General features: G+C 65.0%; 17 protein-coding genes. 13 read left to right on the forward strand and 4 right to left on the reverse strand.

Features of this window, described 5'->3' with window-relative positions; genetic code table 11:
* Window positions 1-272: 272 nt before the first annotated feature.
* The 4 genes from C167_RS0120830 to C167_RS0120845 all read left to right on the forward strand — a co-directional run bounded on the left by C167_RS0120830 (window position 273) and on the right by C167_RS0120845 (window position 8004).
* Window positions 273-2552, forward strand: a complete 2280-nt coding sequence (locus tag C167_RS0120830) for an acylase (RefSeq protein ID WP_017520241.1) — start codon at window positions 273-275, stop codon at window positions 2550-2552.
* Window positions 2553-2942: 390 nt separating this feature from the next.
* A complete protein-coding gene (locus tag C167_RS0120835) occupies window positions 2943-4547 on the forward strand; it encodes an inorganic phosphate transporter (protein WP_017520242.1) in 1605 nt (534 codons plus the stop codon).
* Between the two features lie 615 nt (window positions 4548-5162).
* Window positions 5163-6401, forward strand: a complete 1239-nt coding sequence (locus C167_RS0120840; RefSeq protein ID WP_162140476.1) for a glutamine synthetase family protein — start codon at window positions 5163-5165, stop codon at window positions 6399-6401.
* 256 nt (window positions 6402-6657) lie between these two features.
* Window positions 6658-8004, forward strand: a complete 1347-nt coding sequence (locus tag C167_RS0120845) for an MFS transporter (RefSeq protein WP_017520244.1) — start codon at window positions 6658-6660, stop codon at window positions 8002-8004.
* Window positions 8005-8046: 42 nt separating this feature from the next.
* Here the strand turns inward: C167_RS0120845 and C167_RS0120850 are convergent, their stop codons facing one another.
* The 4 genes from C167_RS0120850 to flgA all read right to left on the reverse strand — a co-directional run bounded on the left by C167_RS0120850 (window position 8047) and on the right by flgA (window position 10574).
* Window positions 8047-8796 (reverse strand): flagellar brake protein, encoded by a 750-nt coding sequence (locus C167_RS0120850; RefSeq protein WP_017520245.1) that lies wholly within the window; start codon window positions 8794-8796, stop codon window positions 8047-8049.
* 129 nt (window positions 8797-8925) lie between these two features.
* Window positions 8926-9387: a flagella synthesis protein FlgN gene (locus tag C167_RS0120855; RefSeq protein ID WP_017520246.1), complete on the reverse strand. Its 462-nt coding sequence runs from the start codon at window positions 9385-9387 to the stop codon at window positions 8926-8928.
* 43 nt (window positions 9388-9430) lie between these two features.
* Window positions 9431-9742, reverse strand: coding sequence for a flagellar biosynthesis anti-sigma factor FlgM (gene flgM, locus C167_RS0120860; protein ID WP_017520247.1), 312 nt, complete (start codon window positions 9740-9742; stop codon window positions 9431-9433).
* A 142-nt stretch (window positions 9743-9884) separates the two neighbouring features.
* Complete coding sequence (gene flgA / locus C167_RS0120865) at window positions 9885-10574, reverse strand: flagellar basal body P-ring formation chaperone FlgA (RefSeq protein ID WP_026079179.1); 690 nt, start codon at window positions 10572-10574, stop codon at window positions 9885-9887.
* A 136-nt stretch (window positions 10575-10710) separates the two neighbouring features.
* On the opposite strand from flgA, the gene C167_RS0120870 reads away from it, so the two are divergent.
* The 9 genes from C167_RS0120870 to flgH all read left to right on the forward strand — a co-directional run bounded on the left by C167_RS0120870 (window position 10711) and on the right by flgH (window position 18845).
* Window positions 10711-11649, forward strand: a complete 939-nt coding sequence (locus C167_RS0120870; RefSeq protein ID WP_017520249.1) for a chemotaxis protein CheV — start codon at window positions 10711-10713, stop codon at window positions 11647-11649.
* Between the two features lie 122 nt (window positions 11650-11771).
* A complete protein-coding gene (gene cheR, locus C167_RS0120875; protein WP_017520250.1) occupies window positions 11772-12593 on the forward strand; it encodes a protein-glutamate O-methyltransferase CheR in 822 nt (273 codons plus the stop codon).
* Window positions 12594-13146: 553 nt separating this feature from the next.
* A complete protein-coding gene (gene flgB, locus C167_RS0120880) occupies window positions 13147-13554 on the forward strand; it encodes a flagellar basal body rod protein FlgB (RefSeq protein WP_017520251.1) in 408 nt (135 codons plus the stop codon).
* A gap of 5 nt (window positions 13555-13559) precedes the next feature.
* A complete protein-coding gene (gene flgC / locus C167_RS0120885) occupies window positions 13560-14006 on the forward strand; it encodes a flagellar basal body rod protein FlgC (RefSeq protein ID WP_017520252.1) in 447 nt (148 codons plus the stop codon).
* Between the two features lie 17 nt (window positions 14007-14023).
* Complete coding sequence (flgD, locus tag C167_RS0120890) at window positions 14024-14722, forward strand: flagellar hook assembly protein FlgD (protein ID WP_017520253.1); 699 nt, start codon at window positions 14024-14026, stop codon at window positions 14720-14722.
* A 27-nt stretch (window positions 14723-14749) separates the two neighbouring features.
* Window positions 14750-16255 carry a flagellar hook protein FlgE gene (locus tag C167_RS0120895; protein ID WP_017520254.1) on the forward strand — a complete coding sequence of 502 codons (1506 nt, stop codon included), beginning with the start codon at window positions 14750-14752 and terminating at the stop codon, window positions 16253-16255.
* A gap of 246 nt (window positions 16256-16501) precedes the next feature.
* Complete coding sequence (gene flgF / locus C167_RS0120900; RefSeq protein ID WP_017520255.1) at window positions 16502-17251, forward strand: flagellar basal-body rod protein FlgF; 750 nt, start codon at window positions 16502-16504, stop codon at window positions 17249-17251.
* Window positions 17252-17308: 57 nt separating this feature from the next.
* The gene (gene flgG / locus C167_RS0120905; RefSeq protein ID WP_017520256.1) at window positions 17309-18094 is read left to right on the forward strand and encodes a flagellar basal-body rod protein FlgG; all 786 of its coding nucleotides are present in this window, start codon (window positions 17309-17311) and stop codon (window positions 18092-18094) included.
* A 58-nt stretch (window positions 18095-18152) separates the two neighbouring features.
* On the forward strand, window positions 18153-18845 hold the full coding sequence (flgH, locus tag C167_RS0120910) for a flagellar basal body L-ring protein FlgH (protein WP_017520257.1): 693 nt from the start codon (window positions 18153-18155) through the stop codon (window positions 18843-18845).
* The last annotated feature ends 85 nt before the right edge of the window (window positions 18846-18930 follow it).

Here is an 18930-nt window from a genome sequence, read left to right on the forward strand (position 1 = left end):
ATGCGGCGCGGAGTAATTTCAGGCGCTCCCCATCCGTTGCCATCAAGAGACGCGTCGTCATTTCCAGCGCCGCGCCCGACAAAAGAAGGAGAACCCATGTCCTCAGCAACCCGCCTGCGCGCGTGCCTCGGAAGGCGCGGCGCGATGAGCTTCAGCGCACTGCATTGGCTGGCGTGAGCCGCCACTCAACCCTTGCACCGGCACCGCGCGAGCGGCGCGGCCGCGTGCCCCTGGCCGGGCATCCGGCCGTCATCCGAGCATTGAGGGAATCAATGAGCAAGACCTTCCGACTGGCCGCTGTGGCCGGTAGCCTGCTGGCCACCGGATTGCCCGCGCTGGCCTATGGCGCAGCACTCGAGGCGCAGATCCGCTGGACCCGCTACGGCATTCCGCACATCCAGGCCAAGGACGAACTGGGCCTGGGCTATGGCATCGGCTACGCCTATGCGCGCGACAACGCCTGCCTGCTGGCCGAGGAAGTCCTCACTGCGCGGGGTGAGCGCTCGCGCTACTTCGGCGTAGACGGCAAATCCTCCGCCGGCATCGGCAACCTGCCTTCGGACTTCTTCTACACCTGGCTCAACGACAACGAATCCCTGCGCCGCATGCGCAGCGCCCAGCCGCAACCGATCCGCGACCTGCTCGATGGCTACGCCGCCGGCTACAACCGCTGGCTGTGGGACACCCAGGCCGCCGGCACGCAGTGCGCCGGCAAGGCCTGGCTGCGCCCGCTGGAGGCAGACGACCTGCTGCGTCTGACCCGTCGTCTGCTGGTGCAGGCCGGTGCCGGGCAGTTCGCCGAAGCCATGATTGCGGCCACGCCGCCGGGACAGGCGAGCACCTCGGTGGTCAGCGACGCTGAGGTCGTGGCATCAATGGAGCGGCGCGAAAACTTCCACCGCGATCACGGCAGCAACGCCGTCGCCGTGGGCGGCGAGCGCTCGGCGGACGGCAACGGCCTGCTGCTGGCCAACCCGCATTTTCCCTGGTTCGGCGCGCTGCGCTTCTACCAGATGCACCTGACCATTCCCGGCCAGCTCGACGTGATGGGCGCCTCGCTGCCGGGTATGCCGCTGGTGAACATCGGATTCAGCAAGGACGTGGCCTGGAGCCACACGGTGGACACCTCCAGTCACTTCACCCTGTACCGCCTCGACCTCGATCCACAGAACCCGCACAGCTACCGCGTCGATGGCCTGTCGCGGCCACTGAAGGAAGTCACCCTGCGCGTTCGCGTGCTGGAGCCCAATGGCCGAGTGGGCACGCGCAGCCATACGCTGTACGAGTCCGAGTATGGCCCGTTGCTCAGCGTGCCCGGCAAATTCCCCTGGAATGGCAACGAAGCTTTCGCGGTACGCGACGCCAACCTGGGCAACGACCGCGTACTGCAGCAGTGGTACGCCATCGATCACGCACGCAGCCTGGACGAATTGCGGGACAGCGTGGAGCGCCTACAGGGCATTCCGTGGGTCAATACACTGGCGGCCGATGCGGCAGGCAAGGTGCTCTACCTCAACCAGTCGGTGGTGCCGTACCTGAGCCAGCAGCAACTGGCCGACTGTGCGATCCCCGAGTACCAGAAACAAGGCCTGCCGGTACTGCAGGGCGGACGCCGCGCCTGCAACTGGTCGAGCGCGCCGGGCACTCGCCATGCAGGGCTGACGCCGCCGGAGCAGATGCCTTCGCTTGTGCGCGAGGACTTCGTGCAGAACTCCAACGACAGCGCCTGGCTGAGCAACCCGGCGCAGCCGCTGACCGGTTTCTCGCCTCTGGTGAGCCGCGATTCGGTGCCGATCAGCGCCCGCGCGCGCTTCGCCCTGGAGCGCCTGGAGGGCGACGACAAGATCGGCCCGGACGACCTGCAGAAGATGGTCACCGACAACCGCGTCTACCTGGCCGACATGCTGCTCGACGACCTGCTGCAACTGTGCAAGCCGGCCCCGGCGGGCACCGAAGCGGCCTGCGCCGCGCTGGGTTCGTGGGACCGCCACGTCAACCTCGACAGTAATCCGGGCTTTGCCTACTTCCAGGCCTTCGTCGCGCGCTTCATGAAGATCCACGGCGGCTGGCGTCTGCCCTTCGATCCCAAGCTGCCGCTGGCCACGCCCTCGGGCATCGCCCTGGACAAGCCGGAGGTTCGCCAGCAGGCGCAGCAGGCGCTGGCCGCCGCCGCACAGGAGATCGACGGGCGCAGCATCCGTGCGGACGAGAAGTGGGGCGAGCTGCAACTGACCGGGGATGTCGCCAACCCGCTGGGTATCCCAGGCGGCAGCGGCAACGAGGGCGTGTACAACGCCATCACCTCGGAGTGGCAGGGCGACCATTACCGCGTGCTCAGCGGCAGCAGCTACATCCAGCTGGTGGACTTCACCGCCGACGGGCCGAAGGCGCGCGGGCTGCTGGCGTTCTCGCAATCCAGCGAACCCGGCTCGCCGCATCATCGTGACCAGACCGAGTTGTTCGCCCGGCAGCAATGGCCGGAGCTGCCGTTCACCGACGAGCAGATCAAGGCCGATCCGGAGCTGAAGGTGATGGAGTTGCGCGAGCAGTAACGGAGGGGGGGCGCTCTTGCGGGCGCTGGTCGCGGGCATGCGCCGCTCCCGCAGGTTGGGCGCTTTGTAGGAGCAACTGCCTTCTTCCGATAGATCGTGCCTTGGATTTTCCCTCTCCCTAACCCTGGCTGCGCGCCCCGCTCCGAAGGGAGAGGGGACCGTTCGGAGTAGGATGAAACCGTGGCATCAGCCAGCACGGACAGCTCCCTCTCCCTTCAGGGAGAGGGCTGGGGAGAGGGAAGGACCCCGAGCACGGACTCGCAGAAGAAGACAGTTGCTCCTACAGGTAAGCACCGGTTTTCCGTGGTGCTCCGGTCAATTGCGCAGAGACACAACCTGTAACATTCCCCGCCGATCATGACCGGGACATCCACTCAGCGGACTCCCAGCATGACCACCGATACCCTGGCCGTTCCTGTCGTCGAAGACCGGCCCCATCTGGAACACAAGCCCGGCCGGATCACCGCCTTCCTCTTCTTCGCCGTGCTCGCAATCGGCCTGCTGTTCTCGGCCTGGAGCCTGGTGCGCGACGTCGACGACGTCACCACCGCGGTCACCACCTGGACGCCGTTCCTGCTGCTCGGGGTCGCCCTGTTCATCGCCCTGGGCTTCGAGTTCGTCAACGGCTTCCACGACACCGCCAACGCGGTAGCCACTGTCATCTATACCCACTCGCTGCCGCCGCATTTCGCGGTGGTCTGGTCGGGCTGCTTCAACTTCCTTGGCGTGCTGCTCTCCAGCGGCGCGGTGGCTTTCGGCATCATCGCTCTGCTGCCGGTAGAGCTGATCCTGCAGGTCGGCTCCTCGGCCGGCTTCGCCATGGTCTTCGCCCTGCTGATCGCCGCCATACTGTGGAATCTCGGCACCTGGTGGCTGGGCCTGCCGGCGTCGTCCTCGCACACCCTGATCGGCTCGATCATCGGCGTCGGCGTGGCCAATGCGCTGATGCACGGCCGCGACGGCACCAGCGGCGTGGACTGGGCGCAGGCGACCAAGGTCGGCTACTCGCTGCTGCTCTCGCCGCTGATCGGCTTCGTCTGCGCCGCGCTCCTGCTGCTGTCGCTGCGCCTGCTGGTGAAGAACCGCGCGCTGTACAAGGCGCCCAAGGGCAAGACGCCGCCGCCGTGGTGGATTCGCGGCCTGCTGATCCTCACCTGCACCGGTGTGTCGTTCGCCCACGGCTCCAACGACGGGCAGAAGGGCATGGGCCTGATCATGCTGATCCTGGTCGGCACCCTGCCGATGGCCTATGCGCTGAACCGCACCATGCCGGCGGACCAGACCGTGCAGTTCGTCGCCGTCGCCGAAGTCACCCAGCAGGCGCTGGTCCGTGCTGCGCCGCAGCCGGCCCCGGCCGACCCGCGCGCGGTGCTGTCGGAGTACGTGCGCACCAAGGAAGCCAAGCCTGAGCTGATCCCTTCCCTGGCGGCGCTGACCGGCGCCATCGGCGCGGAAGTGAAGGGTTATGGCAGCCTGGCGCGCGTGCCGGCCGAAGCCATGGGCAACGTGCGTAACGACATGTACCTGACCAGCGAGGCGATCCGCCTGATGGACAAGGACAAGGTCGGCAACTTCGACGCGGACACCACCGGTAAATTGGCCGCGTTCAAGGGCAAGATCGACGAGTCGACCCGCTTCATCCCGCTGTGGGTCAAGGTCGCCGTGGCCATCGCCCTCGGCCTGGGCACCATGGTCGGCTGGAAGCGCATCGTGGTCACCGTCGGCGAGAAGATCGGCAAGACCCACCTGACCTATGCCCAGGGCGCCTCGGCGGAACTGGTGGCGATGATGACCATCGGCGCGGCGGACATGTATGGGTTGCCGGTGTCGACGACCCACGTGCTGTCCTCCGGCGTGGCCGGCACCATGGCGGCCAATGGCTCTGGCCTGCAGATGCGCACCATCCGCAACCTGCTGATGGCCTGGGTGCTGACCCTGCCGGCGGCCATCGTGCTCTCCGCGTCGTTGTACTGGCTGTTCACCCACCTGTTCTGAACGCGGTGATCTACTGAAAGCGCCGCTCCTCTTGGCGCCAGTTCCCTGTAGGAGCGGGCCATGCCCGCGATCGCGCGCATGGCGCGCTCCTACGATGTGACGACGATATTTATCGGGCGTAGGGCAACTGTTTTCTTTTGGGTCCGTGCCTGTGTTTCCCTCTCCCTGAAGGGAGAGGGGACTGAGTCGGTGCCGGCTGAAACCGTGGCGGTCAGCCGGCTCGGATGGCTCCCTCTCCCTTCAGGGAGAGGGAGCCCCAGCGCAGTAGTTTCCAAAGGAGCGGACCTTGTCCGCGAAATCCCTCCGGCGGAATACACGCTGGCCGGAACCCCCGATGCACGACGCCATCGGCGGGAGCCCGTGATTCCCGCACGTCGCGCGTTCCTATCGGCAGGCTCCTCGTTTCCTACCACCCCGCTTGAAATATCGAACGCGTGATGCGTATTTTGTACGGGCTCGCGCACCTCGCGCGGCGTCCTGTGACAAGGACAAGAAGAACAAGGATAAGAAGTCATGAGTAGCGATCTACGCAGCCCACTCGCCGAACGCCTGGCTGGAGTGGAAGAGATCGAGTGCGTCACCCCCGACCTCAACGGGGTGCCGCGTGGCAAGGTAATGACCGGCGAGGGCTTCCTCACCGGGCGCCGGCTGCAACTGGCGCGCGGCGTGCTGCTGCAATGCATCATGGGCGGCTATCCGCCGGCCAGGTATTACGGCAGCGACGACGGCGACCTCGCCCTGGTCGCCGAGCCAACGCAGATCCACCGCCTGCCCTGGAGCGACGAACCCCGCGCCTTCGCCATCTGCGATGCGCTGGAGCTCGACGGCAAGCCCTCCGGCCTGTCCACCCGCGGCCTGCTCAAGCAGGTGGTCGCGCGCTATGCCGAGCGGGGCTGGAGCCCGGTGGTGGCAACCGAACTGGAGTTCTTCGTGTTCGCCCCCAACCCCGACCCGCTGGAAGCCTTCCAGGCGCCGGTCGGCCTCGATGGTCGCCGCGAGATCGGTCACTCGGCCTTCAGCGTGTCGTCCAACAACGGCCTGCGCCCGTTCTTCCAGGATGTCTATCGCTGCATGGCGGCGGTAGGGCTGGAGCGCGACACCTTCATGCACGAGATGGGCACCACGCAGTTCGAGATCAACTTCCTGCACGGCGATCCGGTACTGCTGGCCGACCAGACCTTCCTGTTCAAGCACCTGCTCAAGGAAGTGGCGCTCAAGCACGGGCTTATCGTGGTGTGCATGGCCAAGCCGCTGGCGCACACGCCGGGCAGTTCGATGCACATCCACCAGAGCATCGTCGATGGCGAGGGCCGCAACATCTTCACCGACGCCCAGGGCGAGGCCACGCCGGCGTTCCGCCATTTCATCGGCGGTCTGCAGGCGTGCCTGGCGGACTTCACCCTGCTGTTCGCGCCGAACGTGAATTCCTTCCAGCGCCTGTGCCATCCCTACGCTTCGCCGAACAACGCCTGCTGGTCCCACGACAACCGCGCCGCCGGCCTGCGCATTCCGGCCAGCGCGCCGGTGGCCCGTCGCGTGGAGAACCGCCTGCCGGGCGCCGACGCCAACCCCTACCTGGCCATCGCCGCGAGCCTGGCGGCCGGCCTGCATGGCATCGAGCGAGCGCTGGAACCCACTGCGCCGATCCAGGGTGAGTTCGAAGTGCCCCCTGAGCTGCTGCTGCCCTGCACGATGTACGACGCGTTGCAGCGCCTGCAGCGCAGCGAACTGGCCCGCGAGGCGTTCGGCAACGAGTTCATCGACGGCTACAGCGCAACCAAATCCATGGAGCTGACCAGCTTCTTCGACGAGATCACTCCCTGGGAGCGCCGCGTTCTCGCCGCACAGGCCTGAGTGCGGGAGCGCTGACACAGCTGCGTCGAAACCGGCGCGGCTGTGATCGGCAGCCATCTCCAGGCGATCTTCAGGCCATCCTCGTTCATCCCGCCGACATCCTTCGATATGCCCCACATGACCGCGCGCGACACGCGCCATTCCAGGCCCGGCAGGCCTCTCGACGCGCCGATTGGCAGCCTCTAAGGTGTGAGCGCAAGTCCCGCTTTCCGTTACCCGACCGTCGTGCCGGGGTTGTCCTGGACCAGGAGGTCCAATGCTTCGGATCGTCACTGCCTTCCGCGCTCTGTACTTCGCCGCCGTCATGCTCCTGACCGGTTCCGGTCTGCTCAGTACCTACCTCGCGCTGCGCCTGGGCGCGGAGAAGGTCGACGGGCTGTGGATCGGCGCCATGATGGCTGCCTATTACCTCGGCCTGGTGCTGGGCGGCAAGATCGGCCACCGGCTGATCGCCCGCGTCGGCCACATCCGTGCCTACGTCGCTTGTGGCGGGTTGGTGACCGCTGCGGTGCTTGGCATCGGCCTGTTGCCCTGGCTGGGCTTCTGGCTGGTGCTGCGGGTCGCCATCGGCCTGGGGATGATGTGCCAGTACATGGTCATCGAGAGCTGGCTCAACGAGCAGGCCGAGGCGCGCCAGCGCGGCGTCGTGTTCGCCGGCTACATGGTCGCTTCGTACCTGGGGCTGGTGCTTGGCCAACTGGTGCTGGTGGTGCATCCGGGGCTCGGTCCTGAGCTGCCGATGCTGATCGCACTGTGCTTTGCGCTGTCGCTGATCCCGGTGGCTATCACCCACAAGGTCCATCCCGCGCCGCTGCGTCCGGCTCCGCTTGAGCCGCGTTTCTTCATCCAGCGGGTGCCGCAATCGCTGACCACGGTGCTGGTGTCGGGGTTGGTGGTGGGCTCGTTCTACGGCCTGGCGCCGCTCTATGCGGTGGACCAGGGCCTGGGCACCGAGGAGATCGGCCTGTTCATGGGTGGCTGCATCTTTGCAGGCCTGCTGGTGCAGTGGCCGTTGGGCTGGCTGTCGGACCGCATCGACCGCGCCGTGCTGATCCGCAACGCCGCTATCCTGCTGCTGGTGGTGGCCCTGCCGCTGGCGGCGCTGCCGTTGCTGCCGGTGCCGCCGATTTCATTGGCGTGGCTGTTGCCGATGGGCTTCGTCGTCTGCCTGGTGCAGTTCACCCTGTATCCGTTGGCGGTGGCCTTCTCCAACGACCACGTCGAGGGTGAGCGCCGCGTTTCCCTGACGGCGATGCTGCTGGTGACCTTCGGCGTCGGCGCCTGCATCGGCCCGCTGGCGGCCGGCGCGCTGATGAAACTGTTTGGCAGCAACATGCTCTACGCCTTCGTCTGCGTCTGCTCGCTGATCCTCATCTGGCGCGTGCAGCCGGAGAAGGTCAGCGGCGTGCACCGGGTCGACGAGGCGCCGGTCAAGCATGTCGCCACGCCGGACAGCCTGGCGTCCTCGCCGCTGTCCGCCGCCCTCGACCCGCGGGTCGATGAAGCGGCCGTGAAGGAACAGATGACAGGCAACGACAACAGCGCCCCGGCAGCCGAGCCGGAAGTGGAAGCAGAAGCCGAGGAAGAAAGCCGGCCCGCATGAGGCGGCTGGGGAGGGCGGCAAATGCTTGCCGCCCCGGGCGAACTAGAACAGCTCGTCCTTCTCGAAGCGCCGGGCTTCGCGTTGCAGCTGGTAGACAAAGCGCTCGATGTTGCGCTGCGCCAGCCCGCTCATCTGGTGGAAGCGCATGCCGGCGAAGCTGTAGCCGACCTTGTCCTCGAAGTGTACGTGGCGCAGTTCGACTTCCATGGTCAGCGCGCCGAAGGGCAGTCGCGCGGTGAATTCCTCGTAGACCTGGCCGGGCTGCAGGCGCTCGGCGGCATTGCCTTCGATGCGGATCTTGCAGCCGGTGGCGGAAATGTCGATGAGGGTGCCCTTGAGCGGCGCCTTCAGCTTGCTGCCGCCAATCTCCACCGGCACGGGCTGGCCTTGGCCAACCGGGGCGCGGAAGGCGTTGCGGCGCTGGTGATAGAGCATCTCGGCCGGTACCGGCAGCCAGTAGCAGCGAGCGCCGTCGATCTCGGCGAAGAAGGCGTTCTGGGTGTTTTCCCAGGCGATGCGCACGCCTTCATGGAAGGCCTCGATACGGAACTGCTCGCCGTTCTGCAGGAAGCGTTCGCCGTCGTTGGGGATCAGCTCGTCCAGGGCGACGATGTTGCGCTCGCGGTTGATCTCGACGACAAAACTCTGGAAGCGCTGGCTGCGCCCTTCGAAGGTGACGACCAGAGGATCGTGACTGTCCATCAGCGTTTTCAGGCTGGCATGGATCTCCACCGGAGCTTTCAGCACTTTCGGCGGTTGGGGGCCATTTTCCTCGGCGAACAGATTGGACACGGTCCGCGGGTCTCCATTGTGTTTGTTATGAGTGTTGCACAGGGCAGGGCGAGTAATGGCATTTTGCCCTAGGGCGGGCGGGCAGACCAGCGCCGTCTCTCTACAATCGGAGTGGCGTCGCAGCGGCGATCAGGCCTGGCTGAGCGGGCGCTGGCGGCTGCTCTGGGTAGCGCCGCCACGGCGGTCGTAGAGATTGGGCGTGTCCTGGCCCCGCAGGATGTCGAGCAGGCGGCCCGTGCTAGCCTGGCCGGCGCGGATGATCTTGCCGTTGCGCTGGTTGGCTTCCTGGCATTGATCGAGGAGGGCGGCGAGTTCATCGCCGCGCGCCAGCAGTTCGCCGTTGCCACTGGCCTGGGCGAGCTGGGCGAGACCCTCGCGGTCGACACTCACGCCGGCCTGCTGGAGCGCCAGGCTGCGTTCGCGACCATTGCGCTCGAGCTGCTGGAGCAGCGGCAGCTTGCGATCGAGCAGCTTCTGCAGCTGGCCCAGGTCGCGCACCTGCAGCGCCTGGAACTCGTCGTCGATCAGCTGCAGCAGCGCGGTGGCTGCTTCGATGTCGCCATTGATCAGGGAAAGCAGGGCGTCAGACATCTTGGGCTCGGCAGTCTACGAGGGTGGTCCAGCGCGAGCGGGCTCAGCGCTGGGATTCGAAGTCGAGCAGCTTGCCGGCTACCCGCTGGCTGTCGACCTGATAGCTGCCGTCAGCGATGGCCGCCTTGATGCGAGCCACTTTCTCATTGTCGACCACGGGCTGGTCCTTCAGTTGATCGCTCACTTTCTGCAGCTGTTGCGCGGTGTCGCTGAGCTGTACAGGTTCGCCGCTCTTGGCCGGGGCGTTGATGGTGGGCTCGGCGGCGGCTTCGCTGCGACCGCTCTGGGCGGCACCGCTACGACCAGCGGTGGCTGGCGTAGTGGCCGGGTTCAGCCGGTTGAAGTCGATAACCATGGTGGAAACCTCTGGAGGTATTGGACGCTTGCCAAGCTTTTCGGCCGTCTGCAGAAAAACTTTAGGCCGAATTTTTGTGCGCCCTTACACATTTTGCTGACTGCTGCCGTCATCATGCCAGAAATGGCCGTAAACCGCAGAGCTACAGGGTGACTTCGACGGTCCCCGGCTCGATCACCCGCGCCTTGACGATACGCTGCGAGCGCAGGTTGCGCACGCGGATCTGCTCGCCGGGCACGCCGTCGGACAGGGCCTCGCCGGGCATCAGCACGTTGATGGCGCTGGTGCGCGCGCGGATGACCACCTGCTCGCCCTTGCGAATCGCGGCAGCCTGTTCGAGAAAGACCGGTGCCAGTACCTGATCGTTCACTGTGGCGCGCTTGAGCTTCTGTCCCAGGGCCCGTTCGGGGTCGGTCAGGTAGCCCTGGGTCAGGGGACCGACGTCGCGCTCGACGACACTGATGTCGGCGGCCTCGATCACGTGGTCGCGCTTGAGCGGCTGGGTGGTGACGACAACCTGACGGAACAGCCTGACCGTGGCCGGCACGAAGACCGTCCAGGGCGAGGAACCGTCGCAGCGAACCCGCACGGTGACCCGACCAACGGGCTGCGCCGGGCTTTCCAGCGCTTGCGTCAGGTCCTTGTCGCATTGCGCCAGGCGCAGGCGGGGGTCGATGCGCGCGACTTGGATGTCGTAGCGCGCGTCTATGCCGGAAGTCTGCAGATAATCTTCCACCTTGAACTCAAGAAAGCCCTGGGTGGAGCCGATAAGGATTTCAGGCGCGGTGAAGCCTTGCGCCCCAGCCGGGGAGAAGGTCAGCGCACCCGTCATGCCGAACAGGGCCGCCACCCGGGTGGGCGCGCTTGGCAGACGTCGGAAAAATGTCGTTGCTTGTTTCATGCAACGATCCAAGCAATGGTCATGCCGTCTTCGCGAGTCGGGCGGCGTTGCGTGCACAGGAGGCTCAATGGCCGGAGTCATGGATTCGGTCAACCAGCGTACGCAGCTGGTTGGCCAGAATCGTCTCGAACTGCTGCTGTTCCGCTTGAACGGCAGCCAGCTGTACGGGATCAACGTGTTCAAGGTGAAGGAGGTGCTGCAATGCCCCCGCCTGACCGTGATGCCCAAATCCAGCCAGGTGGTGCGCGGGGTGGCGAACATCCGCGGCGGTACCATTCCGATCCTCGACCTGGCGCTGGCCACGGGGCGTCACGCCCTGCGCGACATCGCCAACAGTTTCGTGATCATCACCGAGTACAACACCAAGGTGCAGGGCTTCCTGGTGCACTCGGTGGAGCGCATCGTCAACATGAACTGGGAGTCGATCCATCCGCCACCCAAGGGCACCGGTCGCGATCACTACCTGACGGCGGTGACGCGGGTGGACAACCAGCTGGTGGAAATCATCGACGTGGAGAAGATCCTCGCCGAGGTGGCACCGACTTCGGAGGACATCTCCGAAGGCGTGCTGGACGCCGAAACCCAGGCCCGCGCGGTAAGCAAGCGCGTGCTGGTGGTGGACGACTCGTCGGTGGCGCGCAAGCAGCTGGTGCGTTGCCTGGAGACTGTCGGCGTGGAAGTGCTGGCGCTCAACGATGGCCGCCAGGCGCTGGATTACCTGAACCAGATGGTGGAAGCCGGCGGGCATCCGGGCAGCGATCTGCTGATGGTGATCTCGGATATCGAGATGCCGGAAATGGACGGCTACACGCTCACGGCGGAAATCCGTCACGACCCGCGCATGCAGGATCTGCACATTCTCCTGCATACTTCGCTATCCGGGGTGTTCAACCAGGCCATGGTGAAGAAGGTCGGTGCTGACGACTTCCTGGCCAAGTTCCGTCCCGATGACCTGGCCGCCCGCGTGTCGGAACGGATCAAGGCAGTGGATGGCGCAACGGCCTGATACGGCATGTAAAGACGCGGGTGGCGCCGGTGCCGCCCGTATCGTCTATGTTTTTTGGAACACCGGTCAGGCGGCTGCCGTCCTAGCAGGCAACAGCTGTCCACGAGTAAAGAGGCGTATCTGTGACATCCACCAATTCTGAATTCGAGCTGTTCCGGGATTTCCTGGAGAAGACCTGCGGCATCCTCCTGGGCGCCAACAAGCAGTACCTGGTCTCCAGCCGCTTGAACAAGTTGATGGAGCAGCAGGGCATCAAGTCGCTGGGCGAGCTGGTGCAGAAAATCCAGGTTCGCAGCCAGCTGCGCGAGCAGGTGGTCGACGCGATGACCACCAACGAGACCCTGTGGTTTCGCGATACCTATCCCTTCGAGGTGCTGAAGAACCGCGTGCTGCCGGAAATGATCAAGGCATCGCCCGGCCAGCGTCTGCGCATCTGGTCGGCGGCCTGTTCCTCGGGGCAGGAGCCGTATTCGCTGTCCATGGCCATCGACGAATTCGAGCGCACCAACCTCGGTCAGCTGAAGGCGGGCGTGCAGATTGTCGCCACCGACCTCTCCGGCTCGATGCTCACCGCCTGCAAGGCCGGCGAGTACGACAGCCTGGCGATTGGCCGTGGCCTGTCGCAGGAGCGCCTGGCCCGCTACTTCGACCAGAAGACCCCGGGGCGCTGGACGGTGAAGCCGGCGATCAAGAGCCGCGTGGAGTTCCGCGCGCTGAACCTGCTGGACAGCTACGCCACACTGGGCAAGTTCGACATGGTGTTCTGCCGCAACGTGCTGATCTATTTCTCGGCCGAGGTGAAGCGCGACATCCTCCTGCGCATTCATGCCACGCTCAAGCCGGGCGGCTACCTGTTCCTTGGCGCCTCCGAAGCGCTCAACGCGCTGCCTGACCACTACCAGATGGTCCAGTGCAGCCCGGGGATCATCTACAAGGCCAAGTGATGGCCGATGCCCCGCCTGTTCGGGCGGGGTTCTTGCTTTCGCATTCGCATTCATTCGATTGCCGACCATTCGATTGCCGGCGGCGTCGGCACCTGCGAGATACGCTTGCGCTCTGGCGTGCTCTAGCCCTCTCCCTTTGGAGCGGGGCGCGCAGCCAGGGGTGGGGGGAGGGAAGGAGTGGGCACCGAGTTACCGGAAGAAAGCCGGTTGCTTCCTCGTATGCTTCCGCTGCCTAGAGGCGGGTTCCGTCCGCAATATTCCGTGTAACCGCTTCGCATGTTCTTTCTGCAGGAGCGAGCTTGCTCGCGAACGAAGTCCGTCGAGTGGCCAGGTTCGCGAGCAAGCTCGCTCCTGCAAATAAGCTCCAGGCAAGCGCGGCAAGCTTGCCGTCTTGCCTGGAGCGGCAAGGAAAGCGCTTGCCGCTTTGCCGCTGTTTGCCGCTCCTTGCCGTGTCGGAAGTCCTCGCAAGTCCTTGATTAACAAGGAAATGAAAATATGGCACGCACCTTGCTGAAGTGTTCGCAAGCCCACACCGGCAAACAGGTTCGTGACCATGAGCATCAGCTTCGACAAAGCCCTCGGCATCCACCAGCAAGCACTGAGCTTCCGCTCCCAGCGCGCTGAAGTCCTGGCCAACAACCTGGCCAACGCCGACACGCCCAACTACAAGGCGCGCGACCTGGATTTCGCCTCGGTGCTGGCGGCCCAGTCGGACAAGATGAAGAACGGCACCTTCAGCGCCACCCTGACCAACGCGCATCACATTGCCGCGGACGGTTTCGGCATTGGCGACGAGTCGCTCAAGTACCGCAATCCGACCCAGCCGTCGATCGACCAGAACACCGTCGATGAACAGATCGAACAGTCCAACTACGCGGAAAACTCCGTGCAGTTCCAGGCCTCGTTCACCTTTCTCAACAGCAAGTTCAAAGGGCTGATGAACGCCCTGCGCGGGGAGTAATCGCCATGTCGCTCGCCAGTGTCTTCAACATCGCCGGTACCGGCATGAGTGCCCAGACTACCCGTCTGAACACCACCGCCTCGAACATCGCCAACGCCGAGACCGTGTCCTCCAGCGTCGACCAGACCTACCGCGCGCGCCATCCGGTGTTCGCCACCATGTTCCAGCAGGCCCAGGGCGGCGGTGACCAGGGTTCGCTGTTCGGCGAGACCGACCAGGCCGGCTCCGGCGTGCAGGTCCTGGGTGTGGTGGAAGACAAGAGCTCGCTGGTGCCGCGCTACGAGCCGAACCACCCGGCCGCCGACAAGGACGGCTACGTCTATTACCCGAACGTCAACGTGGTGGAGGAGATGGCCGACATGATCTCCGCCAGCCGCTCGTTCCAGACCAACGCGGAAATGATGAACACCGCCAAGCAGATGATGCAGAAGGTCCTGACCCTGGGTCAGTAAGCTGAGGAAAGAGCACGATGAGCATCGATAACAGTGGCATCAACGGCTCCAGCTCGGTTCTGGACCAGTATGCGATCAACAAGGACAGTGGCGGCACCGCGACCGCCGGCAAGAGCAATCTTGGCAAGGACGAGTTCCTCAAGCTGCTGGTGGCGCAGATGAACAACCAGGACCCGATGTCGCCCCAGGAGAACGGCGAGTTCATCGCCCAACTGGCGCAGTTCAGCACCGTGGAGGGCATCCAGTCGCTGAACACCAGCATGGACAGCGTCCTTTCCAACTACCAGTCGTCACAGGCGCTGCAGGCCTCGTCGCTGGTCGGCCGCAAGGTGATAGTTCCGACCGAGAAATCGATGGTGGATACCGCCGAGACCTTCAAGGGCACCTACACCCTGCCGGTGTCCACGGCCAACAGCTGGGTCAACATCTACGACGACAGCGGCACCCTGGTGAACCGCGTGGAGATGGGCCAGCAGACCGCCGGCAACGTCAGCTTCATGTGGGACGGCAAGGACTCCAGCGGCAAGCTCGCGCCGCCCGGCCGCTACAAGTTCGAAGCGCAGACCAACTACGAGGGCAAGACCTACGGCCTGACCACCTTCCTGCCGGCCAACGTGGACAGCGTGACGCTGGGGCAGAACGGCGGCGAGCTGACCCTCAACCTCGCCGGACTGGGCAGCATCGGCCTGTCCAAAGTCCAGATCATTGGCCAGTAAGTCGGCGATACCGACCAGGAGCTAAGCATGTCATTCAATATCGGGCTCAGTGGTATCAAGGCCGCTTCCAGTGACCTCAACACCACCGGCAACAACATCGCCAACGCCAGCACCGTGGGCTTCAAGCAGTCCCGCGCGGAATTCTCCGACGTCTACGCGGCCTCCGTACTGGGCAGCGGCAGCAACCCGGTGGGCAGCGGCGTGCTGCTGTCCAACGTCTCGCAGTTGTTCAACCAGGGCACCATCGATTCGACGCAGAACGCCCTGGACATGGCCATCAACGGCAACGGCTTCTTCGTCACCAGCAACAACGGGGCGGTGAGCTACACCCGCGCCGGCTACTTCGGCACCGACAAGAATGGCTACGTGGTGGACAACAACGGCTACCGCCTGCAGGGCTACCCGGTGAACGCCCAGGGGCAGCTGCAGAGCGGCGTGGTCGGCGACCTGCGCATCGAGACCTCGAACCAGGCGCCCAAGGCGACCACCCAGGTCAGCCAGACCTTCAACCTGAACTCCACCAACACCGTGCCGACGGTGCCCCCGTTCAACTCCAGCGACCCGGCCAGCTACAACTCGTCAACCTCGGTGAACATCTATGACAGCCAGGGTAACTCCCATGTCATGACCCAATACTTCACCAAGACCGGCGCGAACACCTGGACCATGAACGTGCTGGTGGACGGCCGCAACCCGGCCAACCCGACCGACGACACCACCGCCATCACCGCGGCCACCACTGCTGCCGCAGCGACCGGCGCGACCCCGGCCAGCGTTGCCGCTGCCGTTGCCGGTTCTGGCGCGACCCCGGCGGCGATTGCCGCTGCCAACGCGGCTGCCGCTGCCACTGGCGCGACCCCGGCCAGCGTGCTGGCCGCCGTCAACGGCATGGGCACCAGCCCGTACCAAGTCAACCTGACCTTCAGCCCGGCGGGCCAACTGCTCACCCAGACCCCGGTGAACAACGGCACCGGTGATGCCTTCACGGTCAACCCCACCGACGGCACCCTGGTGATGGGCGACTGGGTCCCGGCCATCTCCGATGGCAAGACGCCGGCCACCTGGAGCGCCAACGGTGCCACCCCCAACGCCGGCGGCATCACCCTGGACATCCGCAAGTCGACCCAGTACGCCACCGCCTTTGCAGTGAACAGCGTCAACCAGGACGGCTACACCACTGGCCAGCTGTCGGGCCTGGAAATCGACGACGAGGGCAACATCTTCGCTCGCTACACCAACGGCCAGTCCAAGGTGCAGGGCCAGGTGGTGCTGGCGAACTTCGCCAACGTCCAGGGCCTGACGCCGATCGGCAAGACTTCCTGGGTACAGTCCTCCGAGTCCGGCGAGCCGGTAGTCGGCACGCCGCGCTCGGGCACCCTCGGCGCCCTGCAATCGGGTTCGCTGGAGGCGTCCAACGTGGACCTGTCCAACGAACTGGTGGACCTGATCGTCGCCCAGCGCAACTACCAGGCCAACGCCAAGACCATCCAGACCGAAGACGCGGTCACGCAGACCATCATCAACCTGCGCTGATCGCCACCGCCCTCCTGCAAGAGGAGGAGGGCGGCGAGCTCCGCGCCGGGATCACGGCGCGGGCGGCAAATCTCCCCTTGCCGGTGGCGGCAGACCGTCGCCGTCAGCGGCTTCCAAGAGCCCCTTCAGGGGCTCTTTATTTTTATAAGTCTTTATATATCAGTGTCTTGCGCTCTGTTCGCGACTCTGGCACGGCACTTGCTCTATTGCTTCCAAGACAACCCGTACGCGGGTCTGGAGGATTCGATGGACAAGATGCTTTACGTCTCCATGAGCGGCGCAAGCCAGAACACCCTGGCCATGCGCGCCCACGCCAACAACCTGGCGAACATCTCCACCAACGGCTTCCGCCGTGACTTCGAGCAGGCGCGTTCGATGCAGGTGTTCGGCGACAGTTTCCCGTCGCGGGTCTACGCCATGAGCGAACGCCCGGCCACCGACTTCTCCGCCGGCAGCCTGCAGGAAACCGGCCGTGACCTGGATGTGGCCGCCAAGGGCGACTCCTGGATCGCCGTGCAGGCGCCCGATGGTGGCGAAGCCTATGTGCGCACCGGCAGCCTGGAGATCGACGCCCTTGGCCAGCTGCGCACCGGCGACGGTTTGCCGGTGATCGGCAATGGCGGGCCGATTGCCGTGCCGCCGCAGGAAAAGATCGACATCGGCGAAGACGGCACCATCAGCATCCGCGGCCTGGGCGACAACCCCAGCGTGGTCGCCGAGGTGGACCGCATCAAGCTGGTTACCCCGGACCCCAAGCAGTTGGAAAAGGGCGCCGATGGCCTGGTGCGCATCAAGCAACAGCCCGGCCAGCCGGCGGTGCAGGCTGACGCCAACGCCAAGATCGAATCGGGTTTCCTCGAGGCGAGCAACGTCAATGCTGTCGAGGAGATGACCTCGATTCTCTCGCTGTCCCGCCAGTTCGAGCTCCACGTAAAGATGATGCGCACCGCCGAAGATGATTCGGCCGCCATGGCGCGTGTTTTGCAGTTCAGCTGACAAGAAACCTGATTAACCGTTCGAGGCGCCACGAATCCGGCGTCCGAGGAGATCGACATGCTTCCGGCACTTTGGGTCAGCAAGACCGGTCTGTCCGCCCAGGACATGAACCTGACCACCATTTCCAACAACCTGGCCAACGTCTCGACCACCGGCTTCAAACGTGATCGCGCCGAGTTCCAGGACCTGCTGTACCAGATCAAGCGTCAGCCCGGCGCCAACTCCACCCAGGACAGCCAACTGCCCTCGGGCCTGCAACTGGGTACCGGTGTGCGCATCGTCGGCACGCAGAAGAACTTCACCGAAGGCAGCCTGCAGACCACCGACCAGCCGCTGGACATGGCGGTGAACGGCCGCGGCTTCTTCCAGGTGCTGATGCCCGACGGTACCGTCGGCTATACCCGTGACGGCAGCTTCCACCTGAATTCCGACGGGCAGATCGTCACCGCCAACGGTTATGCGCTGGAGCCGGCCATCGTCGTGCCGAACGAGACCCAGACCTTCACCGTCGGCCAGGACGGCACCGTCTCGGTGACCACCAACGGCAACGCCCAGCCGCAGATCATCGGCAACCTGCAGACCGCCGACTTCATCAACCCGGCCGGCCTGCAGGCCATCGGCAACAACCTGTTCCTGGAAACCGGCTCCAGCGGCGCGCCGCAGGTCGGCACTCCGGGCCTGAACGGCCTGGGCACGGTGCAGCAGAACACCCTGGAAAACTCCAACGTCAACGTGGTCGAGGAACTGGTGAACATGATCACCACCCAGCGCGCCTACGAGATGAACTCCAAGGTGATTTCGACCGCTGACCAGATGCTCTCCTTCGTCACGCAAAACCTTTGATTCACCCAGGCTTCGCGGCATTGATCCCGTAGTCGCTCTCCCCGAGAGGTAGCTGTAGATGAACCGTTCCCACCTCCTTCCGCTGCTGGCCATCGCCGCGTTGGCAGGGTGCGTGAGCCCGCCGCCCAAACCGGACGATCCCTATTACGCGCCGGTGCTGCCGCGCACGCCGATGCCGGCTGCGCAGAACAACGGTTCGATCTACCAGTCGGGTTTCGACAACAATCTCTACGGCGACCGCAAGGCCTTCCGCGTGGGTGACATCATCACCATCACCCTCAACGAGAAGACCCAGGCCAGCAAGAAGGCCAGCTCCGACATCTCCAAGGACAGCAAGACCAAGATGGGCCTGACCGGCATGCTCGGCAGCAGCCTGACCACCGACAATCCCATCGGCGGCGGCGACCTCAGCCTCTCCGCCGAATACGGCGGCTCGCGCGACGCCAAGGGCGACAGCCAGGCCGGCCAGAGCAACAGCCTGACCGGTTCGATCACCGTCACCGTGGCCGATGTCATGCCCAACGGCATCCTCGCCGTGCGCGGCGAGAAGTGGATGACCCTGAACACGGGCAATGAACTGGTGCGCATTGCCGGTCTGATCCGCGCCGACGATATCGCCACCGACAACACCGTCGCTTCCAACCGGGTGGCCGATGCGCGCATCACCTACTCGGGCACCGGTGCGTTCGCCGACGCGAGCCAGCCGGGCTGGTTCGATCGCTTCTTCCTCAGCCCGCTGTTCCCGTTCTGAGGGTGATGACGATGATGGCCTCTGGAAAAACGCTGGTAGCGATCGCGGACAAAGTCCGCTCCTACGTTCTCGCGGTGTTGTGTGC

The sequence above is a fragment of the Pseudomonas nitroreducens TX1 genome, assembly GCF_000313755.1.
Taxonomy (GTDB): domain Bacteria; phylum Pseudomonadota; class Gammaproteobacteria; order Pseudomonadales; family Pseudomonadaceae; genus Pseudomonas; species Pseudomonas nitroreducens_A.